This is a genomic window from Acidisoma sp. 7E03, from assembly GCF_054665075.1.
The window spans coordinates 48,029-69,063 of sequence record NZ_BAAFHE010000004.1; the positions used below are offsets into that span (position 1 = coordinate 48,029).

The following is a 21,035-nucleotide window of genomic DNA, read 5'->3' on the forward strand; positions in this document are numbered from 1 at the left end:
TGGCTCGCCTGCCGGTCTCGTTCCGGCAACGATACGCGGCCTGCACCCGGCGGCAAGAGCGGGCACCGACGGGATCACCCCCGCCGGCGCATTCAACCTCTATGCGAGAGGTCAGCCCTCCGCCGCATCGTCCCGGAAATACGGCTCGACGGGCCCGCTCACCTTCATGGTCAAGGGATTGCCGTGACGATCGACGGACTTGCCGACGGCGAGCCGCACCCACCCCTCGCTCACGCAGTATTCCTCGACATTGGTCTTTTCAACGCCCTTGAAGCGGATGCCGACGCCGCGTTCCAGCGCCGCCTGATCGAAATAGGGGCTCTTCGGATTGACGGAGAGACGGTCGGGCGGGGTATCGGTCATGATGCGAGCCTTAAACCAAAGTCCTGAAGAAGAGTCCTGCGCGTATCACAGGCCGCGCGCGGCGAGAAAGGCGCGGAAGGCCTCGGCATGGTCGGCATGCCAGCGCGACAGGGGCGGCCGGTTCTCCACGATGTCCATGGCCGCCCACAGCATCCGCGCCTCGTCCAACGCGCGTGTCACCTCGTTGTCGGGGCAGAGGATGTAGAAATCGCCGGCCTCCAGCCGGTCCATCATGAAAGACACCATCTCCTCCGGCGTCCAGGCGCCGGCCGGCTTCTCCGCCGTATGGGCGCGGGTCAGGCCGGTGAAGACGAAGCCCGGGATCAGGAGATGGGCCGAGACGGCGCAGCCCGGCGTGTTGCGCAGTTCGTGCGCCAGCGCTTCCGTCACCACCTTCACCCCGGCCTTGGAGACGTTGTAGGCGGTGTTGCCCGGCGGCGTGGTGATGCCCTGCTTGGAGCCGGTGTTGACGATGATGGCGGGGGTGCCCTGTGCGACCATCGCCGGGGCGAAGACCTGGGTGCCGTGGACAACGCCCCAGAGATTGACGCCGAGGATCGCCTCCCACACCGCAGGGTCCCCGAAGATCTGCCCGGCGCCCTCGCGCCCCGCATTGTTCATCAGGAAGTCAACCCGGCCGAAACGCGCATAGGCCGCATCCTTCAGCCCCGTCACCGCCGCCCGGTTGCTGACGTCGGTCGGGATCGCGACCACAGGAGCGGAGGACGCTGCCGCGAGACGCGCGGCCGCCCCGTCAAGCGCTGCGCCCGGCAGATCGGCCAGCACGACCGTCATGCCGCGGCTGGCACAGAAGGCGGCGGTCGCAGCGCCGATGCCGCTCGCGCCGCCGGTGATCACCGCGACGCGGCCGGGCTGAAACACCTCCGAGAAATTGCTCTGCGTCATGACCTGCGTTCCCTTCGCTTTTGCGCTCTTCTAGCGCAGGCAGGAGAGGACGCCAAAACGACGAAGGCGCCGGGTTCGCACCCGACGCCTTCATGCAGAGCTTGGCTCGGAGCGCCGATTACTCGGCGGCTTCACCCAGGATTTCAACCTTGCCGCCCGCGGCTTCGATCGCGGCCTTGGCGGTCGCGGAGGCACCGGAGACGGAGATGGTGATGGCACGGGTCACCGCGCCACGGCCCAGCAGGCGCACGCCCGAGACCTTGGCGAGGTTGACAACGCCGGCATCGGCCAGCTGCACCTCGGTGATGGTCTGGCTCGCGTCCAGCACGCCAGCACCGACCGCATGATCGAGCAGGTCAAGGTTCAGCGGGGCATAGACCTTGCGGGTCGGGTTCTTAAAGCCGCGCTTCGGCAGACGGCGATAGATCGGGAGCTGACCGCCTTCGAAGCCGTTGAGGGACACGCCCTCACGCGCCTTCTGGCCCTTCACGCCCTTGCCCGACGTCTTGCCCTTGCCGGAGCCGATGCCACGGCCGAGCCGCTTCGACTTCGGACGGGCGCCGGGGTTATCCCGGAGTTCATTGAGCTTCATGGTTCAATCCTCAAGACCTGACCCCGCGGGTCAGGCCTTTTCCACAACCTTCACCAGATGGGCGACCTTGTTGATCATCCCGCGCACCGAGGGAGTATCCTCCAGCTCGCGCACGCGGCCGATCTTGTTCAGCCCGAGACCGATCAGAGTCGCCTGCTGGCCGGGCTTCTGCCCATTGCCGGAAGCGATCTGCTTGACGGTGATACGATCAGACGGCATCGGCCACCTCCGCGCTCTCGGTCGCATTGTCGCGCTTGCCCAGGATGTCGGAGACCTTCTTGCCACGACGGGCCGCAACCGAGCGCGGGCTCGCGCAATGCTGCAGGGCGTCGAAGGTCGCCTTGATCATGTTGTGCGGATTGCGGCTGCCCATGGACTTCGCGACGACGTCGCCGATGCCCAGGGTCTCGAGGACCGCACGCATCGGGCCGCCGGCGATGATGCCGGTGCCGGCCGGCGCCGCCCGCAGGATGACCTGGCCCGCGCCGAAATGGCCGAGCGCGTCATGATGCAGGGTGCGGCCTTCCTTCATCGGCACGCGGATCAGGCTACGCTTCGCCCGTTCCGTCGCCTTGCGGATCGCCTCGGGCACTTCACGCGCCTTGCCGGCGCCGAAGCCGACGCGACCCTTCTGGTCACCCACCACGACAAGGGCTGCGAAGGCGAAGCGACGGCCGCCCTTCACCACCTTGGCGACGCGGTTGATCGTCACCAGCTTGTCGATGAACTCGTCATTGTGCTCGCGGTCGCGCTCACGCTCCCGTCCGCCGCGGCCGCCACCCTCTCTCGGTTCCCGTGCCATTGCTTCGTTCCCCTTAGAAGGCCAGACCGCCCTCACGGGCGGCATCGGCCAGAGCTTTCACGCGGCCGTGGTAGAGATAGGCGCCACGGTCGAAGACGACTTCCTTCACACCGGCGGCGAGAGCGCGCTCGGCGACCAGCTTGCCCACGGCGGTGGCGGCATCGCGATCCGCGCCCGTCTTCAGGCTGCCGCGCAGATCGGCCTCGAGCGAGGAGGCCGCGGCGAGAGTACGCCCCGCCGCATCGTCGATCACCTGCGCATAGATATGCTTGCTGGAACGAAACACCGACAGCCGCACCCGGCCACCGGACTTCTGGCGCAGCTGGAAGCGAAGCCGCTCCCGGCGACGCACCCGGAGATCCTGGTTCGCGCTCATTATTTCTTCTTACCTTCCTTACGGCGGATCGTCTCGTCGACGTATTTCACGCCCTTGCCCTTATAGGGTTCTGGCGGACGCTTCGAGCGGATTTCCGCGGCCACCTGGCCGACAAGACGCTTGTCCACACCCTCGACCTTGATCGTCGTCGGCTTCTCGCAGCTGATCTTGATCCCTTCAGGGATCGGATAGACCACGTCATGCGAATAGCCGAGGTTGATCACGAGGTTCTTGCCCTGGACGGCGGCACGGTAACCGGTGCCGTTCACTTCCATGGTCTTCGAGAAGCCCTCGGACACGCCCTTCACCATGCTGGCGACGAGCGCCCGCGTCGTGCCCCACATCATGCGGGCCGGCGCGGCCTTCGACTTCGGCTCCACGGTGACGCGGCCGTCGGCGACGGTCGTGTCCACGAGATCCGCGGACAGCGGCAGCGTCAGCGTACCGAGCTTGCCCTTGGCCGTCAGGATGTTGTTGGCGATGGCCACGTCAACCCCGACGGGGATGGTGACCGGATATTTACCTACGCGCGACATGTCCCAGCCCCCCTTAGAAGACCCGGCAGAGGACTTCGCCGCCAACATTGGCAGCGCGGGCCTCTTGATCGCTCATCACGCCGCGCGGCGTGGAGAGAATGGAGACGCCGAGGCCGCTATAGACCCGGGGCAGCTCCTTGATCTTCGAATAGACGCGGCGGCCGGGGCGGGAGACGCGGGTGATCTCCTTGATGACCGGCTGGCCCTCGTTGTACTTCAGCTCGATGCGCAGCTGCGACACGCCGGGGCGCAGTTCCTCGGTCGAGAAGCCGCGGATGTAGCCTTCGCGCTTCAGGACATCGAGAACATTGGCGCGTAGGCGCGAGTTCGGCGCAACGCAAACGGTGTGGTTGGCTCGCTGCGCATTGCGAATGCGCGTGAGCATATCCCCCAAGGGATCAGACATGGACATGGGTGATCCCTTTCCTTACCAGCTTGCTTTGACCATGCCGGGGATCTGCCCGGTGCTGGCGAGGTCACGCAGCGCGATACGGCTGAGGCGGAACTTGCGGTAGTTGGCGCGGGGCCGGCCCGTCAGTTCGCAGCGCAGGCGGACGCGCGTCGCAGACCCGTTGCGGGGCAGCTGCGCGAGCTTCACGGACGCCTCGAACCGGTCTTCCACCGGAATGCTGCGGTCCTTGATGATCGCCTTCAGCGCCTCACGCTTGGCCTTGTCGCGAGCGGACATCCGCATGCGCTTCGCATTGCGGTTGACCTGGGAAGTTTTGGCCATCCTGTTTTACCCTCCGGAACCTATCGGCCCACCGCGCTCGCGGTGGCCGTGGTTTTCCAAATCTCGTCGAATTAAGCTCAGTTCGCGAACGGCAGCTCGAAGGCCTTGAGAAGGGCCTTGGCTTCCGCATCCGTCTTTGCCGTGGTCACGAAGACGATGTCCATACCCCGGATCGCGTCCACCTTGTCGTAGACGATTTCCGGGAAGATGATCTGCTCCTTGACGCCCATGGCGAAGTTGCCGCGCCCGTCGAAACCCTTGCCGGTGATGCCGCGGAAATCGCGGACGCGCGGCAGCGCGATCGTCACCAGACGGTCGAGGAATTCGTACATGCGGGCGGACCGCAGCGTCACCTTGCAGCCGATCGGCAGACCCTTGCGGATCTTGAAGCCGGCGATGGCCTTCTTCGCCACCGTCTTGACCGGCTTCTGGCCGGAGATCAGCGCCATTTCGGCAACCGCCGCGTCCAGCTTCTTCTGATCCGCCGCAGCCTCACCCACGCCCATGTTCAGGACGATCTTCTCGAGACGCGGCAGCTGCATCGGGTTCTTGTAGCCGAACTCCTCCTGCAGCTTCTTGCGGACCACGTCGGAATAATGTGCCTGCAGACGCGGCACGGCCTTCTCGCTCACCCTCTAGCCTCCTCAGCTCTCGATGAGTGAACCGGACTTCTTGGCGACGCGGACCTTGCGGCCGTCCTCAAGAACGCGGAACCCCACCCGGGTCGGCTGATCGCTCTTCGGATCGATCAGCATCAGATTGGACAGATCAACGGCACGCTCGCTGCGCACCAGGCCACCCTGCTCGCCCATGCGGGTCGGCTTCTGGTGACGGGTGGCAACGGCCACGCCTTCGACGACGGCGCGGTTGAGCTTCGGCAGAACCTGCTTCACCTCGCCCCGCTTGCCCTTGTCGGAGCCGGAGATGACGACGACGCGGTCGCCCTTACGAATGCGCGCGGCCATGATCAGATCACCTCCGGCGCGAGGCTGATGATCTTCATGAACTTGCGGGCGCGCAGCTCGCGCACGACGGGCCCGAAGATACGCGTGCCGATGGGCTCGTTCTGCTTGTTGATCAGAACGGCCGCGTTGCGGTCGAAGCGGATGGCGCTGCCATCGGCGCGGCGCACGGGGAATGCCGTACGCACGATCACCGCCTGGTGCACGTCGCCCTTCTTCACCTTACCGCGCGGAATGGCGTCCTTCACCGCGACGACGATGACGTCGCCGACGGAGGCCGTCTTGCGCTTCGAGCCGCCGATCACCTTGATGCACTGCACGCGGCGCGCACCGGAATTGTCGGCAACGTCGAGGTTGGTTTCGGGGTGGATCATCTCGCTCTCTCCTCAGGCCTGAGCCGGAGCGGCAACCGCATCCGTCGCTTCAACCCCGGGAACCAGCGCGACGCCGTTCCGCTCGATCACGAGCCACGCCTTGCGCTTGCTGATCGGCGGGCATTCCTCGATCCGCACCAGATCACCCGGCTTGCAGATATTGTCTTCGTCGTGCGCGGCATAACGCTTCGAACGGCGAATGAACTTCTTGTACAGCGGGTGCATGACGCGACGCTCGACCAAGACCGTAACGGTCTTGTCCATCTTATCGCTTACCACCCGCCCTGACAGGACGCGCCTAGACATCGCCCTTATCTCCTCAGGCTTTGGCGGAAGCGCGTGCGCGCTCCGCGATGATGGTCTTCACTCGGGCGATTTCGCGCCGCACGATCCGCACGCGGCCAACGCTCTCGGACTGGCCCGTAGCACGCTGAAAGCGCAGGTTGAACTGCTCACGACGCAGGTCAACCAACTGTGCCTCGAGTTCGTCCGGGGTCTTGGCCCGGATATCAGCAGTCTTGTTCGCCATGATCACGCCTCCCCGATGCGGGTGACGAATTTGGTCTTGATCGGCAGCTTCGCGGCCCCGAGCGTCAGCGCCTGCTGCGCGAGCTCCGGAGGAACGCCGTCGATCTCGAACATGATGCGGCCAGGCTTGACCCGAGCCACCCAGAACTCGGGGCTGCCCTTGCCGGAGCCCATGCGCACTTCGGCGGGCTTCGCCGAAACGGGGACATCCGGGAAGATGCGAATCCAGACACGGCCGGCGCGCTTCATGTGGCGCGTGATCGCCCGACGAGCGGACTCGATCTGCCGCGCGGTGATGCGCTCCGGCTCCAGGGCCTTGAGGCCGAAGGCGCCGAAGGTCAGCTGCGTGTTACCCTTGGCCAGGCCGTGGATACGGCCCTTATGCGCCTTGCGGTATTTCGTGCGCTTGGGAGAAAGCATTGTTCTTGTCCAATCCTTACCGCTGCGGCGCCTGTTCGGCGGCCTTGCGGTCCTGCGCCATCGGATCGTGCGCCAGGATCTCACCCTTGAAGATCCAGACCTTCACGCCGCAGGTCCCATAGGTCGTCTTCGCGGTCGCAACACCATAGTCAATGTCAGCGCGGAGGGTGTGCAGGGGCACGCGGCCCTCGCGATACCACTCCATACGCGCGATCTCGGCGCCACCCAGACGGCCACCGCAGTTGATGCGGATGCCCTGGGCGCCCAAACGCATGGCGGACTGCACGGCGCGCTTCATCGCGCGGCGGAAGGCGACGCGGCGCTCCAGCTGCTGGGCGATGTTCTCGGCAACGAGCGTCGCGTCGATCTCGGGCTTGCGGATTTCCATGATGTTCAGGGAAACCTCGGCCTTCGCCATCGCCGTGAGGTCCTTGCGGAGCACCTCGATATCCTGACCCTTCTTGCCGATCACCACACCCGGGCGGGCGGCATAGATGGTCACGCGCGGCTTCTTCGCCGGACGCTCGATCACGACGCGGGAGACGCCCGCACCGGAGAGCTTCTTGCGGAGATGCGTGCGCAGCTTCAGATCGTCATGCAGCAGCTTCGCGTAGTCCCGCCCGGCGAACCAGCGGCTCTCCCAGGTGCGGTTGATCCCGAGGCGAAGGCCGATCGGATTGACTTTGTGACCCATATTACACGGCCTCCTGCTCGGACGCGGTTTCCTGCGCCCGCTCGGCAACGACGATCTTGAGGTGGCTGAACCACTTCTCGACGCGGGCGGCGCGGCCACGGCCACGCGCATGGAAGCGGCGCATCACGATGGAGCGGCCGACCTCGGCCCGCGTGACGACCAGACGGTCGACGTCGAGCTGATGGTTGTTCTCCGCGTTCGCGATGGCGCTCTGCAGCGCCTTCTTCACGTCGTTGGCGATGCGGCGCTTGCTGAAGGTCAGCTGCGCAACCGCGACGGACGCCGGCTTGTTGCGGATCATGCCCGCGACAAGGTTCAGCTTGCGGGGGCTCACGCGCAGGTTCGAGACCAGCGCCTGAGCTTCGGTCTCGGCCAGAGCCCGGGGGTGTTTCGGCTTGCTCATCGGATCAGCCCCGCTTCGCCTTCTTGTCGGCCGAGTGGCCCGTGAAGGTACGCGTCGGCGAGAACTCGCCGAACTTGTGCCCGACCATGTTCTCGTTGACCTGGACGGGCAGGAACTTGTGCCCGTTGTAGACGCCGAACGTCAGACCGATGAACTGCGGAAGGATCGTCGACCGGCGGGACCAGATCTTGATGATTTCGTTGCGGCCCGAGGCGCGTGCGGCCTCGGCCTTGTTCAGGAGGTACCCGTCTACAAACGGGCCTTTCCAAACGGAGCGTGACATGAACTCAGCCCTTGCTCTTGTTGCGCCGGCGGATGATCAACTTGTCCGTCCGCTTGTTAACGCGAGTCTTGTAACCCTTGGTCGGCTTGCCCCACGGCGTCACCGGATGGCGGCCACCCGAGGTGCGGCCTTCACCACCACCATGCGGATGGTCGACCGGGTTCATGACGACACCGCGGTTGTGCGGACGACGCCCGAGCCAGCGGGAGCGGCCTGCCTTGCCGATGTGGATGTTCGAATTGTCCGGGTTGGACACGGCACCGATCGTCGCCATGCATTCGGCGCGCACGATGCGGAGTTCGCCCGACATCAGCTTGATCTGGGCGTAGCCCGCATCCTTGCCGACGAGCTGGGCGAAGGTGCCCGCGGACCGCGCGACCTTGCCGCCGGCGCCCGGCTTCATCTCGATGTTGTGGATGATCGTGCCCACCGGGATCGCGGCCATCGGCATCGCGTTGCCCGGCTTGATGTCGGCACGCAGGCCGGACACCACGGTATCACCCACCGCGAGACGCTGCGGCGCGACGATGTACGCAAGTTCACCGTCCTGATACTTGATCAGCGCGATGAAGGCGGTACGGTTCGGGTCATACTCGAGACGCTCGACCGTCGCCGGCACGTCGAACTTGCGACGCTTGAAGTCGACGATGCGATAGCTCTGCTTGTGTCCGCCACCCCGGAACCGCACCGTGGTGTGGCCGTGGTTGTTGCGACCGCCGGAGGAGTGCTTGCCCTGCGTCAGGCCCTTGACCGGCTTGCCCTTCCACAGACCCTCGCGGGACACCAGAACGGTGCCGCGGAGGCTCGGGGTAACGGGATTAAATTGCTTCAGCGCCATGATCTACCCCTCAGAGCCTCAGGTGAGGCTCGTCGTGAAGTCGATCGACTGGCCTTCGGCCAGCTGCACGATCGCCTTCTTGACATCCGCGCGCTGGCCCGGCCGGCCGCGGAACCGCTTCGTCTTGCCCTTCGTGACCATCGTGTTCACGCCGAGCACGGTGACGCCGAACAGGCTTTCCACCGCGGTCTTGATCTCGGGCTTCGTGGCGCCCATCGCGACGCGGAAGGAGACCTGGTTGCGCTCGCTCTGGGTCGTCGCCTTTTCAGTGATGACCGGGCTGCGGATGACCTCGTAGATCGCCTCGCGGGACATCTTCTCGGCGCGCTTGCGCGCGTTGAAACCAGGGGTGCTCATGCTGCGCTCTCCGCCACGGGCGCGCTCTTGTCGGCGAGACGCGCCGTCAGACCTTCCACACCGGCCGAGGTGACGACCAGAACGTCGTGGCGCAGGATGTCATAGACATTGGCGCCGACCGTCGGCAGCACGTCCACGCCCGGGATGTTGCGGCTGGCGCGCAGGAAGCCCGCGTCCACGCTCGCATCCACGAACAGCACCGAGCTGAGGCCGAGGGTCTTCAGCTTCGCCGTCAGATCGCGCGTCTTCTCCACGCCGGCGGCGCGGTCGATGACGATCAGCTTGCCGGCCGCCTGCTTCTGCGAGAGAGCGGAGATCAGGCCGAGGCGGCGCACCTTCTTCGGCAGGTCGTAGCCGTGGTCGCGCACCACCGGACCGTGGACGATGCCACCGGTGCGGTACTGCGGGGCGCGCAGGCTGCCCTGGCGGGCGTTGCCGGTGCCCTTCTGGCGATACGGCTTCTTGGTCGTGCCGGAGACTTCCGACATGCCCTTTACCTTGTGCGTGCCGGAGCGGCGCTTCGCCTGCTGCCAATGCACCACACGGGCCATGATGTCGGCGCGCGGCGCGGCGCCGAAGATCTCGTCGGCGAGCTCGGCCGTACCGGCCGAACCGTTATCGAGGGTTTTGATATCGATCTGCATCTCGCGATCCTCAGCCCACCAGCGCGGCGGGATAGGCAGCGTCCGCAGGGCGGGCGCGCTTGATCGCGTCACGCACCATGACATAGCCGCCAACGGCACCCGGAACGGCGCCCTTCACCATGATGAGCCCGCGCTCGACGTCGACACCGGCGACCTCGAGATTGAGGGTCGTGATGCGCTCGCCGCCGAGATGACCGGCCATCTTCTTGTTCTTAAACGTCTTGCCGGGGTCCTGGCGGTTACCCGTGGAGCCCAGGCTACGATGGCTGATGGAGACGCCGTGGCTCGCCTCGAGACCGGCGAAGTTCCAGCGCTTCATGCCACCCGCGAAGCCCTTGCCCTTGGAGGTGCCGGCCACGTCGATCTTCTGCCCAACCTGGAAGTGGGCGGCGGAGATCACGGCGCCCGGCTCGAGCAGCGCATCGTCCGCCACGCGGAACTCGACGAGCTTCTTCGCCGGCTCCACCTTGCTCTTCGCAAAATGGCCGCGGTTCGGCTGGCTGACGTTCTTCACCTTGGCAAGACCGAAGCCCAGCTGGACTGCGGTGTAACCGTCCTTCTCCTGCGTACGGGTGGACACCACCCGCACCTGGTCGAGGTGCAGAACAGTGACGGGGACATGGCTCCCGTCGTCCTTGAAAAGCCGGGACATGCCCAGCTTCTTGGCGATCACTCCGGTGCGCATAGAGGCGGTCTTTCCAGGCTCAGATCTTGATCTCGACGTCGACACCCGACGCGAGGTCGAGCTTCATCAGGGCGTCCACCGTCTGCGGCGTCGGCTCGACGATGTCGAGGAGGCGGCGATGGGTCCGAATCTCGAACTGCTCGCGGCTCTTCTTATCAACGTGCGGGGAGCGGTTCACCGTGAACCGCTCAATGTGCGTCGGCAGGGGGATCGGGCCGCGAACCCGGGCACCTGTACGCTTCGCCGTGTTCACGATCTCCTTGGTGCTCGTGTCGAGCACGCGGTGATCATACGCCTTCAGGCGAATGCGGATGTTTTGATTGTCCATCGTCAGGCTTCCAGTTTCGCGGCTTCAATCACGTCCTAGTTTTAGGCGGTCACCTTCGCCACCACGCCGGCGCCGACAGTGCGGCCACCTTCGCGGATCGCGAAGCGCAGACCGTCATCCATGGCGATCGGAGCGATCAGCTCGACATCCATGGAGACGTTGTCGCCCGGCATCACCATTTCGGTGCCTTCCGGCAGGGTCACGACGCCGGTGACGTCGGTCGTGCGGAAGTAGAACTGCGGGCGGTAGTTGGTGAAGAACGGGGTGTGGCGGCCACCCTCTTCCTTCGTGAGGATGTAGGCCTCGGCCTTGAACTTCGTGTGCGGCGTGATCGAGCCGGGACGCGCCAGAACCTGGCCGCGCTCGACGTCTTCACGCTTCGTGCCACGCAGCAGCGCGCCGATGTTGTCGCCTGCTTCGCCCTGGTCGAGCAGCTTGCGGAACATTTCGACGCCCGTGCAGGTCGTCTTCTGCGTCGCGCGGATGCCGACGATCTCGATTTCGTCGCCGACCTTCAGAACACCGCGCTCGATGCGGCCGGTCACCACGGTGCCGCGGCCCGAGATCGAGAAGACGTCTTCGATCGGCATCAGGAACGGCAGATCCTTCGGACGCTCCGGCTGCGGGATGTAGTCGTCAACCGTCTGCATCAGGGCGAGAACGGCCTGCTCGCCGATTTCCGGCTGCTTGTCCTCGAGCGCGCAGAGCGCCGAACCCTTGGTGATGGGGATGTCGTCACCCGGGAACTGGTAGGAGGACAGAAGCTCGCGCACTTCCATCTCCACGAGCTCGAGCAGCTCCGGATCGTCGACCATGTCGACCTTGTTCATGAAGACGACCAGCGCCGGAACGCCGACCTGACGGGCGAGCAGGATGTGCTCGCGGGTCTGCGGCATCGGGCCGTCGGCTGCGGACACGACCAGGATCGCGCCGTCCATCTGGGCGGCACCCGTGATCATGTTCTTCACGTAGTCGGCGTGGCCCGGGCAGTCGACATGCGCGTAGTGGCGGTTGGCGGTCTCGTATTCCACGTGCGCCGTGGAGATCGTGATGCCGCGGGCGCGCTCTTCCGGCGCCTTGTCGATCTGGTCATAGGCCGTGAAGGTCGCGCCACCAGCCTTGGCCAGCACCTTGGTGATGGCAGCGGTTAGCGAGGTCTTCCCATGGTCGACGTGACCAATGGTGCCGATGTTGCAGTGAGGCTTGTTACGCTCAAATTTGGCCTTAGCCATCGTCTTCTCTCCGTGAGCCGACTTGCTACCGACGTGTTAAGTCTGGGGGTTACCAGCGATAATGGCTGAAAGCCTTGTTGGCTTCGGCCATCCGATGGGTATCTTCGCGCTTCTTCACGGCGGCGCCGCGATTGTTCACGGCATCCAACAGCTCGTTGGACAGCCGGTCTTCCAGCGTGTGCTCGCCACGCTTACGCGCCGAGTCGATGATCCAGCGAATCGCCAGAGCCTGGCGACGCTCGGCACGCACCTCGACGGGCACCTGATAGGTCGCACCGCCGACGCGACGCGACCGCACTTCGACGGTCGGCTTCACATTGTCCAGCGCTTCGTGGAACATGCGCACCGGATCGGCACCATTGCCGCCACGGCGCTTCAGCGTATCCAGCGCGCCATAGACAATGCTTTCCGCAGTGGACTTCTTGCCGTCGTACATCAGCACGTTCATGAAACGCGTGATGACGACGTCGCCGAACTTCGCGTCCGGGAGAATTTCGCGCTTAACCGCGCGGTGACGACGGCTCATTGACCAGACCCTCTTACTTCGGACGCTTCGCGCCGTAGAGCGAACGGCGCTGGCGGCGCTTGGCGATGCCCTGCGTATCGAGCACGCCGCGCAGGATGTGATAGCGGACGCCGGGAAGGTCCTTCACGCGGCCACCACGGATCAGGACCACGCTGTGCTCCTGCAGGTTGTGGCCCTCACCGGGAATGTAGCTCACGACTTCATAGCCGTTGGTGAGGCGCACCTTGGCGACCTTACGAAGCGCCGAGTTCGGCTTCTTCGGCGTCGTCGTGTAAACGCGCGTGCACACGCCGCGCTTCTGCGGGCAGCCCTGCAGAGCCGGCACCTTGTTGCGCGTCTTGTTGGGTTCGCGCCCCTTAGCAATCAACTGGTTGATCGTCGGCATAGACCTCGTTTCCGATCTTCACATCCCGCCAAGGCCGACCTGCATCCGCACAAAAGGCCGCATGCCCGGGACCAATCCCCTGCGTGCGGTCTGCGTCCTTGCCACGGTCTGAGCCCGGAGCTTTCGCTCTGGCGGCTCCGCAGCAGCGGAAGATACGAATGCGGGCCTGAACCCAGACGCTCTGTCTGGGGTCCGGCCGAGGGCGCGATACCTACGGGCCGGGGTCCCGAGAGTCAAGCTCGCAAGGGCCGATCAAGGGCCTTCTCGCCCCCGTACTTCGTGGAGGTGATATGCACGAGCGGCGGCCCATGTCCTCGCGCGGTAGCAGCGTGGCCAACGCCCGCCCAATGGGCTCGTCTCGCCAAAGCCTTAGCTTGCGTTCATATAGAGGGACGCCGTTTTCTCGCTCAAGGAGGCTTGCTGCATGGCCCTGCCGCCCACGGAGTCCGGGCAAGCCCCACAGCTGGCCGAACCGGCCGCCGATGATCGTCCAGCGACCATGCTCGGCCATTTCGCGATGCGCGGGAACCTCACGGCGGGCCCCGGCGCGTGGCTCGGAGATCCAGCTGCCGGTTTCGCGCTCGAAGCACTGATGCTGGCCCCGGCGGCCGAGGGTCCGCCGCAGCACAGCCCCGCTCCGGAATACCAGCTCCTCTATTCTGACGGGCTGCGCACGCCCTGGACGCCGGCGGGCCAGCTCTGCGGCAGCATGGGCCTGGGCCTTGCCTGCCTCGGCCTTCGGTTCCGCCTCAGCGCGGAGACTGCGGCCTTCTTCGACTGCCGCTACGACGTCGCCTTCACCGACGGCAGCCGCCAGGAAAACCTGACGAGCACCGAGATGGCCGCGGCACCTGCCGGTGCGGCGGTGGCGGCGGTACGTCTTTTCGTCACGCCCCGGGCGGCGACGCCGCTCATCGTGCTGAACGACATCGACGTCAACCAGCCGCCCGCCTGGGACAGCTCGGACCGACCGGACGATCCGACGGTGCGCTTGCGCCTGCTCTCCCCTGCCTTCCCGACCCGGCCGCCCGTGATCCGTCATTCGGAGCGCATTCCCACCGAGTTCGCCGGCGCTATGAACGTCTCCTTCGGGCGGCGGGTCTTTCCCGGCCGCTCGGTGACTCTCCGCCTCATCGAGCAGGCCACCGTGGTCGGCGAGGGGGCGGTCTTCGATCGTGATCTCGCCCTCGTCCCCGGTACGGGCCGGCTGTTCGAACCGGCCGCGGTCGACGAGATGCGGGCCGTCGCCCGCGCCGCCCGCCAGGGCACCCCCCGGCACATTGCTGGGCTCTCCGTCCTCTGCCGATCCCGCGCAGCGCAGAACTACGGCCACTTCCTGGTCGAGATGTTCCCGAAAGCCTGGCTCGCCTCCCGGCTGCTGAGCCAGCGCCACCCCACCTATATAGTTGCAGCGTCGTCGCTCGAGGCGACGGCGCGGGAGGCGCTGAGCGGCATCGGCATCAATCCCTTCGCGATCTCAAGCGCGAGCGAGGCGGCGGTGATCTGTGACAGCCTCGTCGTCATCGACGGTCTGACCCACCATGGCGTCTTCCAGTCCCCGCTCTGCGCCCAGGCGCTCCGCGCCCTCGCCGCCCCCATTCCCGCGGGCGATGCCCGCAAACTCTTCGTGCCGCGCTTCGCGGCGACGCGCCCGCTGCAGAATCAGGAGGCCGTGGCGGCCGCGCTCGCCGAGAGCGGCTTCACCATCGTGGACCCCGCGGCGCTGCCGCTGCGCGAGCAGATCGCCCTCTTCAAAGGCGCCGATCTCGTCGTGGGGCCGCTCGGCGCGGCGCTCACCAACACCGCCTTCTGCCGGCCAGGCACGCGCGTGATCGCCCTGACCGCCCAGAGCTTTCCCGACACCTTCTTCTGGTTCCTCGCCCAGCATTGCGGACTTCAGTACGAGGAGATCCGGGGGCGGGACGTCTCGGGCACGCCGGAGGTGAGGCAGTCCTGGAACGCCGGCTTCACCCTGGACGAGGCTGACATCGCGTCCCTCGCCACGCTCTGACGCGCAGACAGACCGCCGCGCCCGGCGACGGGTCTGCCGCACGCGGCTCGACCGCGCCAGGCAAGCCCGGCCGGCATGCGATCGATCGATGCAAAGTCAAATCTAACATCGATTTCGTTTTTTGATCGTTATTAGGCGTCGATTCGTTCGGTTTTAGGTGCTCACAAGACAGGATCTCGTGAGCTTTTCGTCACCGCGCACATATCATTCATAACCAGACTGCGCGTCATGTGACACCTCTGCAACATGCGTGATCTTATCTGCGTCCTTCATGTTGCAGTCGTGCGGCGACAGGATTAATCGAACGACAGCTTCGAAGGGCGTTCCTGCCACCGGGTCTGATCATCAGCGGTGGCCGCGCGGAAAGCTGAATGGGAGATAATCATGCGGAAATTGCTGTTAGGCTGCGCGGCGACGCTCACCGGTTTGATCGGTTATGCGGGTCTCGACGCGGCACACGCGCAGAGCGCGTCCTCCTCGGGCGCCACCATGGCGCCCGGCCAGATCACCGTGCGCCTCAACGGCCGCGTGAACTGGTACGCCGGCATTGAGTCTTCATCGCTCGACAACAACACCTCGACCGGTGACAAGACCTCGACCGACAACTTCCTCGGCTACATGCGCCTCTATCCGGGTTTCGACGGCGTCGCCGCCAATGGCCTGCACTACGGTGCGGCCGCGGAAATCCGCATGAACAGCGGGCAGAGCGCCTCCAACGAGACGCTCTACGTCTTCCAGGCCTACGGCTATCTCGGCCTGCCGGAAGTCGGCCAGATCAGCTTCGGTCAGCAGAACGGTCCGTCCGTGCTCTTCGAAACCGGCTTCTTCGAAGGCTTCAACGACGGCGGCTGGAACGGTGATATCGAGGGCATGATCCCCTCCGCCGCGCAGCCCGTCTATCCGTTCCCAGACAGCGGCTCCGCCTATGACCAGGCGACGAACAAGATCGTCTACCTGTCGCCGACGATTTCCGGCTTCCAGTTCGCGCTCGGCTTCACGCCGAACCAGACGGCGATGAACTACGCGCCGGCCACAACCTCGACCAACACGCCGATCGTCGGCGGCCAGCCGCGCAACATGCTCGATATCGGTGCACAGTACACCCAGAAGTTCGGCCCGATGGGCATCCAGGTGGGCGCTGACTACACCACTGCGGGCCAGGTCAACTACACCGGCGGCCAGACCGGCTTCGTGACCAACTACAAGGACATGAACATCTTCACCGGCGGCGTGACGCTGACCTACGGCGGCCTGACCGTCGGCGGCAACTCGGTGATCGGTGCCTTCAACATGGGTGACGGCTACACGTTCCAGCTCGAGCCGGATGGCGGATCCAAGGCCATCGGCTTCCTGGCCGGCGCTCAGTACAGCATGGGCCCGCTGGTGTTCGGCGGCAGCTTCTTCCGCTTCAACCAGACCGGTGACCTGCCGGGCGGCATCGACGCCGGCTCCGGCGCCACCATCACCTCCGCCGGCCTCACCACCGGCCAGCAGCAGAACAACGGTGTCGCCGTCGGCGCCACCTACACCCTGGTGCCGGGCGTGAACCTCTTTGCCGACTACCTCTACGGCATGCGCCAGCAGGGCGGTTACGACTTCCAGACCGGCAATGCGGGCACGGACCACAACAACGTGCAGTCGCAGCTCTTCGGCGTCGGCACGCAGATCCAGTGGTAAGCTGAAGCCAGAGGGCCGGTTGGCATCCGCCGCCGGCCCATTGGGGACCATCCAGGGCCGGGGCGTCGTCACGCTCCGGCCCTGTCCTTTTTGACGGACCTCCGATTGCCGCCGCCGCTCCGGCCCTCTAGCCTAGCCGGAGAAGGATGCCCGCTTGCCAAGGGCGCCCCGTCCGAGAGCCGAGCGATGTCCGAGTCCGTCTTCCTGCGCGATCTGTTCGCTGCCGCCTTGCGTGCGGCGGACGCCGAAGCCGCTCTCCTGCCGCATCTGCCAGCGCCGCCGCGTGGCCGCACCCTCATCGTCGGTGCCGGCAAGGCCGCCGCCGCCATGGCCCGCGCCGTGGATCGCGCCTGGCCGGAAGACCGGCCGCTCTCCGGCCTGGTGATCACCCGTTACGGCCACGGCGTCGGGCCACTACGGCGGATCGAGGTGGTGGAAGCCCGGCATCCGGTGCCGGACGAGGCGGGGCAGAAGGCAGCCGCCCGCATCCTCGCCCTGACGAAAGGCCTCACAGAGGACGACCTCGTGCTGTGCCTCATCTCGGGCGGCGGCTCGGCTCTCCTCGCGCTGCCCGCGCCAGGCGTCACGCTCGCCGACAAGCAGGCGGTCAACCGGGCGCTGCTCCACAGCGGTGCGCCGATCGACGCCATGAACACGGTGCGCAAGCATCTCTCGGCGATCAAGGGCGGCCGCCTCGCCGCGGCCGCCGCGCCTGCGCGCATCCTTACCCTCGCGATCTCGGACGTACCGGGGGACGATCCGTCCGTCATCGCCTCGGGCCCGACGGTGCCGGACCCGTCGACGCGTGCGCAGGCGCGCGCCGTTCTGGCGCAGTACGGCATCGATCCGCCGCCCGGCGTCGCGGCTTGGCTGGCCAAGCCTGAATCGGAGACGCCCAAGCCCGGCGATGCGGCCTTCGCCCGCGCAGAAACCCGGGTGATCGCCGGGCCGCAGGCCGTGCTCGAAGCCGCAGCAGCGGTCGTGCAAGCGGCCGGCATCACCCCCCTCATCCTGGGCAACGCGCTCGAAGGCGAAGCGGTCGAGGTAGCGCGGGTGATGGCCGGTATTGCGCGGCAATGCGCGGCCCATGGCCAGCCGGCGATCCCTCCCTGCGTGCTGCTCTCGGGCGGCGAGACGACGGTGACGGTGCGCGGCACCGGCCGTGGCGGCCGCAACGTCGAATTCCTCGCAGGCCTTGCCGTGGCACTCGGCGGTCATCCTGGTATCCACGCCATCGCCTGCGACACGGATGGAATCGACGGCACCGAGGACAATGCCGGCGCCCTCATCGGCCCAGAGACGATCGCCCGCGCCGCAGCCCTCGGCCTCGATGTCGGCGCCATGCTGCGGAACAATGACGGCTACAGCCTGTTCCAGGCGCTCGGCGACCTCGTGGTGACCGGCCCGACCCTGACCAACGTCAACGACTTCCGGGCGATCCTGATTTCAGGTGCCGCAGGAAGCATGGGAGCATGACCATGCCGGAGACCATCATTCCGGGCCGCTTCGCCGGCCAACGCGCCATCATCACGGGCGGCGCTGCCGGCATTGGGCTCGCCGTCGGCGCCCGCATCACCGCGGAGGGTGGCCAGGTCTCATTATGGGACCGGGATGCGGCGCGGCTTGCCGAGGCACAGACGCAGATCGGCGCGACGGACGTCCAGGCCGTGGACATTGCGGACGCCGCGGCCGTCGCCCAAGCCGCCGCGGCCTCTGCCGCCGCTCTGGGCGGCATCGACATCCTCGTCTGCAGTGCCGGGATCACCGGTCCCAATACGCCGCTCGCCGACTATCCGGAGGAGGACTGGCGCCGCGTCGTCGACGTCAATCTCAACGGCCTCTTCTACTGCAACAAGAGCGTATTGCCGGCCATGCAGGCAGGCGGCTACGGCCGCATCGTCAACATCGCTTCCGTCGCCGGCAAGGAGGGCAATCCTAATGCCTCCGCCTATAGCGCCTCGAAGGCGGCGGTCATCGGCCTCACCAAGTCGCTCGGCAAGGAGCTGGCGAAGACCGAGATCCGGGTGAATGCGGTGACGCCGGCGGCGGTGCGCACCGCGATCTTCGCCCAGATGACCCAGGCGCATATCGATTTCATGCTGTCGAAGATCCCAATCGGCCGCTTCGGCGAGGTGGCCGAGGTGGTCTCGCTCGTCTGCTGGCTGGCGAGCCGCGAGGCCTCCTTCACCACCGGCGCCGTCTTCGACATCTCGGGCGGCCGCGCGACCTACTGAGCCGCGCTATTCGGCGGCAAGCGGCGCACCGGCCACGGCAAGCCGGCCCTGCGCCAGCACGAGGCGCCGGTCGTGCAGCGCCACCACCGTGTCGCGATGGGCGATGGAGATCAACGTTGTCCCCGTCAGCCTTTCGCGCAGCAGGCGATAGAGCGCCGCCTCCGCCTCGGGGTCGAGGCTCGCCGTCGCTTCGTCGAGGAACAGCCAGTCGGGCTTGAGCACCAGAGCGCGCACGACGGCGAGACGCTGCTGCTCCCCGCCCGAAAGCGTCTGCTGCCAGTTCCGACGCTCATCCAGCTGCCCAATCAGATGGGCGAGACCACAGGCGGTCAGCGCATCGGTCAGCGCCGCCTCCGGCACGGTCTGGGGGTCGAGCGGATAAGTCGCGGCCCGGCGCAGGGTGCCGAGAGGCATATAGGGCCGCTGCGGCAGGAAGAGGCATTGGCCGGCCGGCAAGGTGATGCGCCCGTCGGCAAAGGGCCAGATGCCGGCGAAGGCGCGGAAAAGGGTGGATTTGCCCGAGCCCGAAGCCCCGGTGATGACGATGGATTGCCCTGGGTGCAGGCGCAGGCTGGCCGTCTCCATCAGCACTCGGCCATCCGGCAGGGCGAGGCGCACGTCCTCCATCACGAGATCGGTGCCCTGCTGCGTCATGGCAGCGCCATCGGCCATGTGCAGCCGCGCTTCCTCGATCGCGCGGCGGAAGGTGCCGAGACGTTCGACCGTCGCACTCCAGGAGGCGAGGCTCGAATAGTTCGAAACGAACCAGGAGAGGGCCGACTGCACTTGGCCGAAAGCGCCGGAGATCCGGGTGAGGACGCCAAGGGCGATCGCGCCCGAGAAATAGCGGGGGGCGGCGACGACGAAGGGGAAGACGTTGGCCACCTGCGCATAGCCGGTGGTCAGGATGTTGAGCGCCTTGGTCCGGCGCATGATCGCCCACCAGTTCTCGACGACGAAGCGGAAACGGCCGTCGAGTTCGCCCCGCTCCTCGCCTTCGCCGCCATAGAGCGCGACGCCTTCGGTGTTCTCGCGCAGGCGCATCAGGGCGAAGCGGAAATCGGCTTCCACCCGCTGCTGGTTGAAGGTGAGCCGCACCAGCGGCCGGCCAACCAGATGGGTGACCCAGGTGCCGACCACGGCATAGACCAGGGCGACCCACACCATGTAGCCGGGGATGGTGATCCCAAGCAGGGTGACGGGGCCTGACAGTGCCCAAAGGATGCCGAGGAAGCTGAACAGCGTGACGACGTTGTTCATGAGGTCGAGGGCGAGGCTCAGCGTGCTCGTCACGAAATTCGCGATGTCTTCGCTGATACGTTGGTCGGGGTTGTCGGTGCCGTCCTCATGCGCCTTCGCCGTCAGGCTCATGCGGTAATAGGTGCGATCGCCGATCCAGTCCGAGAGGTAGCGGCCGGTGAGCCAGCGCCGCCAGCGGATCTGCAGGCCCTGGCTGAGATAGGTCGCGTAGACCGCGACCAGAATATAGACGACGGCGATGCCGCAGAAGCCGGGCAGGAAGCCGCTCGGCGTCTTCTTGTAGAGGAAGATGAGCTGGACGAAGGACTGCCAGTCCTTCGCCTGAATCGAGTCGAAAAAGGCGCCGTTCCAGAAGTTGAGGACGACGGTCATGCCGACCAGGGACAGGTTCAGCACCACCACCGCCGCCAGCATCGAAAGCGCGATCCAGCGCTCTTCGGACCGAAAATAGGGGCTGGAGAGATACCAGGCGTCCCGTAGGACGGGCCCGACACGGCTCAAGGCTCGGCGCATGGTCTGGTCCTATGCCGCGCCCGGCGGCGGCTGTTCGGTCTCGGCAGGTTGGGCCTTCAGGCGCAGGCGGATGACGCCGCGCAAGGCCGCGGGCTCCACGGGCTTGCCGTGCCGCAGGATGTCGATCAGGTCGCGCTCCGCTAGGCGCCGCGCCGCGGCGCGGATATGAGTGAGCAGCGGCCGCCAGTTCTCGGCCAGCGCCTGCGCGACATCGGTCGGGGTGAAGGATTTCGCGGTGCCATGCTTCGCCGCGAGACGGAGGATCGCCTCTTCATAAAGGGCGCCAGCCTCTTGCGGCTTCTCGGATGCGGCGGCTGCCGACTCGGTCTCGTGGTTGGTCATGAAGCGACGCGCAGGCCCCCAGTCTCATGTG

At 66.2% G+C, this 21,035-nt stretch carries 32 protein-coding genes; 4 read left to right on the plus strand and 28 right to left on the minus strand.

The window, feature by feature from the left end; genetic code table 11:
- Positions 1-111: 111 nt before the first annotated feature.
- The 26 genes from ACYQ6W_RS07445 to rpsL all read right to left on the minus strand — a co-directional run bounded on the left by ACYQ6W_RS07445 (position 112) and on the right by rpsL (position 12,967).
- Positions 112-363, minus strand: a complete 252-nt coding sequence (locus ACYQ6W_RS07445; RefSeq protein WP_459674525.1) for a DUF3297 family protein — start codon at positions 361-363, stop codon at positions 112-114.
- Positions 364-408: 45 nt separating this feature from the next.
- Positions 409-1,269: an SDR family NAD(P)-dependent oxidoreductase gene (locus ACYQ6W_RS07450; RefSeq protein ID WP_459674526.1), complete on the minus strand. Its 861-nt coding sequence runs from the start codon at positions 1,267-1,269 to the stop codon at positions 409-411.
- A gap of 118 nt (positions 1,270-1,387) precedes the next feature.
- A complete protein-coding gene (rplO, locus tag ACYQ6W_RS07455) occupies positions 1,388-1,861 on the minus strand; it encodes a 50S ribosomal protein L15 (RefSeq protein ID WP_459674527.1) in 474 nt (157 codons plus the stop codon).
- 30 nt (positions 1,862-1,891) lie between these two features.
- Positions 1,892-2,080, minus strand: coding sequence for a 50S ribosomal protein L30 (rpmD, locus tag ACYQ6W_RS07460; RefSeq protein WP_459674528.1), 189 nt, complete (start codon positions 2,078-2,080; stop codon positions 1,892-1,894).
- The gene (rpsE, locus tag ACYQ6W_RS07465) at positions 2,070-2,663 is read right to left on the minus strand and encodes a 30S ribosomal protein S5 (protein ID WP_459674529.1); all 594 of its coding nucleotides are present in this window, start codon (positions 2,661-2,663) and stop codon (positions 2,070-2,072) included. The genes rpmD and rpsE overlap by 11 nt, the downstream gene beginning before the upstream one ends.
- 13 nt (positions 2,664-2,676) lie before the next feature.
- Positions 2,677-3,039, minus strand: coding sequence for a 50S ribosomal protein L18 (gene rplR, locus ACYQ6W_RS07470; protein WP_459674530.1), 363 nt, complete (start codon positions 3,037-3,039; stop codon positions 2,677-2,679).
- Positions 3,039-3,575, minus strand: coding sequence for a 50S ribosomal protein L6 (rplF, locus tag ACYQ6W_RS07475; protein ID WP_459674822.1), 537 nt, complete (start codon positions 3,573-3,575; stop codon positions 3,039-3,041). The genes rplR and rplF overlap by 1 nt, the downstream gene beginning before the upstream one ends.
- A 13-nt stretch (positions 3,576-3,588) precedes the next feature.
- Positions 3,589-3,987 (minus strand): 30S ribosomal protein S8, encoded by a 399-nt coding sequence (rpsH, locus tag ACYQ6W_RS07480; protein ID WP_459674531.1) that lies wholly within the window; start codon positions 3,985-3,987, stop codon positions 3,589-3,591.
- A 15-nt stretch (positions 3,988-4,002) separates the two neighbouring features.
- Complete coding sequence (gene rpsN, locus ACYQ6W_RS07485) at positions 4,003-4,308, minus strand: 30S ribosomal protein S14 (protein ID WP_459674533.1); 306 nt, start codon at positions 4,306-4,308, stop codon at positions 4,003-4,005.
- 77 nt (positions 4,309-4,385) lie between these two features.
- Positions 4,386-4,940 carry a 50S ribosomal protein L5 gene (gene rplE / locus ACYQ6W_RS07490; RefSeq protein WP_459674534.1) on the minus strand — a complete coding sequence of 185 codons (555 nt, stop codon included), beginning with the start codon at positions 4,938-4,940 and terminating at the stop codon, positions 4,386-4,388.
- Between the two features lie 12 nt (positions 4,941-4,952).
- A complete protein-coding gene (gene rplX, locus ACYQ6W_RS07495) occupies positions 4,953-5,273 on the minus strand; it encodes a 50S ribosomal protein L24 (protein ID WP_459674535.1) in 321 nt (106 codons plus the stop codon).
- A gap of 2 nt (positions 5,274-5,275) precedes the next feature.
- A complete protein-coding gene (rplN, locus tag ACYQ6W_RS07500) occupies positions 5,276-5,644 on the minus strand; it encodes a 50S ribosomal protein L14 (protein ID WP_459674536.1) in 369 nt (122 codons plus the stop codon).
- A 12-nt stretch (positions 5,645-5,656) separates the two neighbouring features.
- Entirely contained in the window at positions 5,657-5,950 is a 294-nt protein-coding gene (gene rpsQ, locus ACYQ6W_RS07505) for a 30S ribosomal protein S17 (RefSeq protein WP_459674537.1), read from the minus strand.
- 13 nt (positions 5,951-5,963) lie between these two features.
- Positions 5,964-6,173 (minus strand): 50S ribosomal protein L29, encoded by a 210-nt coding sequence (gene rpmC / locus ACYQ6W_RS07510; protein WP_459674539.1) that lies wholly within the window; start codon positions 6,171-6,173, stop codon positions 5,964-5,966.
- 2 nt (positions 6,174-6,175) lie between these two features.
- On the minus strand, positions 6,176-6,592 hold the full coding sequence (gene rplP, locus ACYQ6W_RS07515) for a 50S ribosomal protein L16 (protein WP_459674540.1): 417 nt from the start codon (positions 6,590-6,592) through the stop codon (positions 6,176-6,178).
- A gap of 16 nt (positions 6,593-6,608) precedes the next feature.
- On the minus strand, positions 6,609-7,286 hold the full coding sequence (gene rpsC / locus ACYQ6W_RS07520; protein WP_459674541.1) for a 30S ribosomal protein S3: 678 nt from the start codon (positions 7,284-7,286) through the stop codon (positions 6,609-6,611).
- Position 7,287: 1 nt separating this feature from the next.
- A complete protein-coding gene (gene rplV, locus ACYQ6W_RS07525) occupies positions 7,288-7,689 on the minus strand; it encodes a 50S ribosomal protein L22 (RefSeq protein ID WP_459674542.1) in 402 nt (133 codons plus the stop codon).
- 4 nt (positions 7,690-7,693) lie between these two features.
- A complete protein-coding gene (gene rpsS, locus ACYQ6W_RS07530) occupies positions 7,694-7,972 on the minus strand; it encodes a 30S ribosomal protein S19 (RefSeq protein WP_227307419.1) in 279 nt (92 codons plus the stop codon).
- A gap of 4 nt (positions 7,973-7,976) precedes the next feature.
- On the minus strand, positions 7,977-8,810 hold the full coding sequence (rplB, locus tag ACYQ6W_RS07535) for a 50S ribosomal protein L2 (protein ID WP_459674543.1): 834 nt from the start codon (positions 8,808-8,810) through the stop codon (positions 7,977-7,979).
- An 18-nt stretch (positions 8,811-8,828) separates the two neighbouring features.
- Positions 8,829-9,125: a 50S ribosomal protein L23 gene (locus tag ACYQ6W_RS07540; RefSeq protein WP_459674823.1), complete on the minus strand. Its 297-nt coding sequence runs from the start codon at positions 9,123-9,125 to the stop codon at positions 8,829-8,831.
- Positions 9,126-9,163: 38 nt separating this feature from the next.
- Positions 9,164-9,811, minus strand: a complete 648-nt coding sequence (rplD, locus tag ACYQ6W_RS07545; RefSeq protein WP_459674544.1) for a 50S ribosomal protein L4 — start codon at positions 9,809-9,811, stop codon at positions 9,164-9,166.
- 10 nt (positions 9,812-9,821) lie between these two features.
- Entirely contained in the window at positions 9,822-10,496 is a 675-nt protein-coding gene (gene rplC, locus ACYQ6W_RS07550) for a 50S ribosomal protein L3 (RefSeq protein ID WP_459674546.1), read from the minus strand.
- A gap of 19 nt (positions 10,497-10,515) precedes the next feature.
- A complete protein-coding gene (gene rpsJ, locus ACYQ6W_RS07555) occupies positions 10,516-10,824 on the minus strand; it encodes a 30S ribosomal protein S10 (protein ID WP_459674547.1) in 309 nt (102 codons plus the stop codon).
- 41 nt (positions 10,825-10,865) lie between these two features.
- Positions 10,866-12,056, minus strand: a complete 1,191-nt coding sequence (tuf, locus tag ACYQ6W_RS07560) for an elongation factor Tu (RefSeq protein WP_459674548.1) — start codon at positions 12,054-12,056, stop codon at positions 10,866-10,868.
- A gap of 49 nt (positions 12,057-12,105) precedes the next feature.
- Entirely contained in the window at positions 12,106-12,582 is a 477-nt protein-coding gene (rpsG, locus tag ACYQ6W_RS07565; RefSeq protein WP_459674550.1) for a 30S ribosomal protein S7, read from the minus strand.
- Positions 12,583-12,595: 13 nt separating this feature from the next.
- Positions 12,596-12,967 (minus strand): 30S ribosomal protein S12, encoded by a 372-nt coding sequence (rpsL, locus tag ACYQ6W_RS07570; protein WP_459674551.1) that lies wholly within the window; start codon positions 12,965-12,967, stop codon positions 12,596-12,598.
- Between the two features lie 424 nt (positions 12,968-13,391).
- On the opposite strand from rpsL, the gene ACYQ6W_RS07575 reads away from it, so the two are divergent.
- The 4 genes from ACYQ6W_RS07575 (at position 13,392) to ACYQ6W_RS07590 (ending at position 18,889) form a co-directional block, all read left to right on the plus strand.
- Entirely contained in the window at positions 13,392-14,978 is a 1,587-nt protein-coding gene (locus ACYQ6W_RS07575) for a glycosyltransferase family 61 protein (RefSeq protein ID WP_459674552.1), read from the plus strand.
- 384 nt (positions 14,979-15,362) lie between these two features.
- Positions 15,363-16,655, plus strand: coding sequence for a porin (locus tag ACYQ6W_RS07580; protein ID WP_459674553.1), 1,293 nt, complete (start codon positions 15,363-15,365; stop codon positions 16,653-16,655).
- A gap of 186 nt (positions 16,656-16,841) precedes the next feature.
- Positions 16,842-18,131, plus strand: coding sequence for a glycerate kinase type-2 family protein (locus tag ACYQ6W_RS07585; RefSeq protein WP_459674554.1), 1,290 nt, complete (start codon positions 16,842-16,844; stop codon positions 18,129-18,131).
- Between the two features lie 2 nt (positions 18,132-18,133).
- Entirely contained in the window at positions 18,134-18,889 is a 756-nt protein-coding gene (locus ACYQ6W_RS07590; protein WP_459674556.1) for an SDR family NAD(P)-dependent oxidoreductase, read from the plus strand.
- A 6-nt stretch (positions 18,890-18,895) separates the two neighbouring features.
- Here the strand turns inward: ACYQ6W_RS07590 and ACYQ6W_RS07595 are convergent, their stop codons facing one another.
- Complete coding sequence (locus ACYQ6W_RS07595) at positions 18,896-20,662, minus strand: ABC transporter ATP-binding protein/permease (protein ID WP_459674557.1); 1,767 nt, start codon at positions 20,660-20,662, stop codon at positions 18,896-18,898.
- Positions 20,663-20,671: 9 nt separating this feature from the next.
- A complete protein-coding gene (locus tag ACYQ6W_RS07600; RefSeq protein WP_459674558.1) occupies positions 20,672-21,004 on the minus strand; it encodes a DUF3253 domain-containing protein in 333 nt (110 codons plus the stop codon).
- Positions 21,005-21,035 lie beyond the last annotated feature (31 nt).

What these genes read in the sequence shown, in the direction of transcription:
- ACYQ6W_RS07445 (WP_459674525.1), bottom strand. Translation starts at nt 363, where the DNA reads ATGACCGATACCCCGCCCGACCGTCTCTCCGTCAATCCGAAGAGCCCC.
- ACYQ6W_RS07450 (WP_459674526.1), bottom strand. Translation starts at nt 1,269, where the DNA reads ATGACGCAGAGCAATTTCTCGGAGGTGTTTCAGCCCGGCCGCGTCGCG.
- rplO (WP_459674527.1), bottom strand. Translation starts at nt 1,861, where the DNA reads ATGAAGCTCAATGAACTCCGGGATAACCCCGGCGCCCGTCCGAAGTCG.
- rpmD (WP_459674528.1), bottom strand. Translation starts at nt 2,080, where the DNA reads ATGCCGTCTGATCGTATCACCGTCAAGCAGATCGCTTCCGGCAATGGG.
- rpsE (WP_459674529.1), bottom strand. Translation starts at nt 2,663, where the DNA reads ATGGCACGGGAACCGAGAGAGGGTGGCGGCCGCGGCGGACGGGAGCGT.
- rplR (WP_459674530.1), bottom strand. Translation starts at nt 3,039, where the DNA reads ATGAGCGCGAACCAGGATCTCCGGGTGCGTCGCCGGGAGCGGCTTCGC.
- rplF (WP_459674822.1), bottom strand. Translation starts at nt 3,575, where the DNA reads ATGTCGCGCGTAGGTAAATATCCGGTCACCATCCCCGTCGGGGTTGAC.
- rpsH (WP_459674531.1), bottom strand. Translation starts at nt 3,987, where the DNA reads ATGTCCATGTCTGATCCCTTGGGGGATATGCTCACGCGCATTCGCAAT.
- rpsN (WP_459674533.1), bottom strand. Translation starts at nt 4,308, where the DNA reads ATGGCCAAAACTTCCCAGGTCAACCGCAATGCGAAGCGCATGCGGATG.
- rplX (WP_459674535.1), bottom strand. Translation starts at nt 5,273, where the DNA reads ATGGCCGCGCGCATTCGTAAGGGCGACCGCGTCGTCGTCATCTCCGGC.
- rplN (WP_459674536.1), bottom strand. Translation starts at nt 5,644, where the DNA reads ATGATCCACCCCGAAACCAACCTCGACGTTGCCGACAATTCCGGTGCG.
- rpsQ (WP_459674537.1), bottom strand. Translation starts at nt 5,950, where the DNA reads ATGTCTAGGCGCGTCCTGTCAGGGCGGGTGGTAAGCGATAAGATGGAC.
- rpmC (WP_459674539.1), bottom strand. Translation starts at nt 6,173, where the DNA reads ATGGCGAACAAGACTGCTGATATCCGGGCCAAGACCCCGGACGAACTC.
- rplP (WP_459674540.1), bottom strand. Translation starts at nt 6,592, where the DNA reads ATGCTTTCTCCCAAGCGCACGAAATACCGCAAGGCGCATAAGGGCCGT.
- rpsC (WP_459674541.1), bottom strand. Translation starts at nt 7,286, where the DNA reads ATGGGTCACAAAGTCAATCCGATCGGCCTTCGCCTCGGGATCAACCGC.
- rplV (WP_459674542.1), bottom strand. Translation starts at nt 7,689, where the DNA reads ATGAGCAAGCCGAAACACCCCCGGGCTCTGGCCGAGACCGAAGCTCAG.
- rpsS (WP_227307419.1), bottom strand. Translation starts at nt 7,972, where the DNA reads ATGTCACGCTCCGTTTGGAAAGGCCCGTTTGTAGACGGGTACCTCCTG.
- rplB (WP_459674543.1), bottom strand. Translation starts at nt 8,810, where the DNA reads ATGGCGCTGAAGCAATTTAATCCCGTTACCCCGAGCCTCCGCGGCACC.
- ACYQ6W_RS07540 (WP_459674823.1), bottom strand. Translation starts at nt 9,125, where the DNA reads ATGTCCCGCGAGGCGATCTACGAGGTCATCCGCAGCCCGGTCATCACT.
- rplD (WP_459674544.1), bottom strand. Translation starts at nt 9,811, where the DNA reads ATGCAGATCGATATCAAAACCCTCGATAACGGTTCGGCCGGTACGGCC.
- rplC (WP_459674546.1), bottom strand. Translation starts at nt 10,496, where the DNA reads ATGCGCACCGGAGTGATCGCCAAGAAGCTGGGCATGTCCCGGCTTTTC.
- rpsJ (WP_459674547.1), bottom strand. Translation starts at nt 10,824, where the DNA reads ATGGACAATCAAAACATCCGCATTCGCCTGAAGGCGTATGATCACCGC.
- tuf (WP_459674548.1), bottom strand. Translation starts at nt 12,056, where the DNA reads ATGGCTAAGGCCAAATTTGAGCGTAACAAGCCTCACTGCAACATCGGC.
- rpsG (WP_459674550.1), bottom strand. Translation starts at nt 12,582, where the DNA reads ATGAGCCGTCGTCACCGCGCGGTTAAGCGCGAAATTCTCCCGGACGCG.
- rpsL (WP_459674551.1), bottom strand. Translation starts at nt 12,967, where the DNA reads ATGCCGACGATCAACCAGTTGATTGCTAAGGGGCGCGAACCCAACAAG.
- ACYQ6W_RS07575 (WP_459674552.1), top strand. Translation starts at nt 13,392, where the DNA reads ATGGCCCTGCCGCCCACGGAGTCCGGGCAAGCCCCACAGCTGGCCGAA.
- ACYQ6W_RS07580 (WP_459674553.1), top strand. Translation starts at nt 15,363, where the DNA reads ATGCGGAAATTGCTGTTAGGCTGCGCGGCGACGCTCACCGGTTTGATC.
- ACYQ6W_RS07585 (WP_459674554.1), top strand. Translation starts at nt 16,842, where the DNA reads ATGTCCGAGTCCGTCTTCCTGCGCGATCTGTTCGCTGCCGCCTTGCGT.
- ACYQ6W_RS07590 (WP_459674556.1), top strand. Translation starts at nt 18,134, where the DNA reads ATGCCGGAGACCATCATTCCGGGCCGCTTCGCCGGCCAACGCGCCATC.
- ACYQ6W_RS07595 (WP_459674557.1), bottom strand. Translation starts at nt 20,662, where the DNA reads ATGCGCCGAGCCTTGAGCCGTGTCGGGCCCGTCCTACGGGACGCCTGG.
- ACYQ6W_RS07600 (WP_459674558.1), bottom strand. Translation starts at nt 21,004, where the DNA reads ATGACCAACCACGAGACCGAGTCGGCAGCCGCCGCATCCGAGAAGCCG.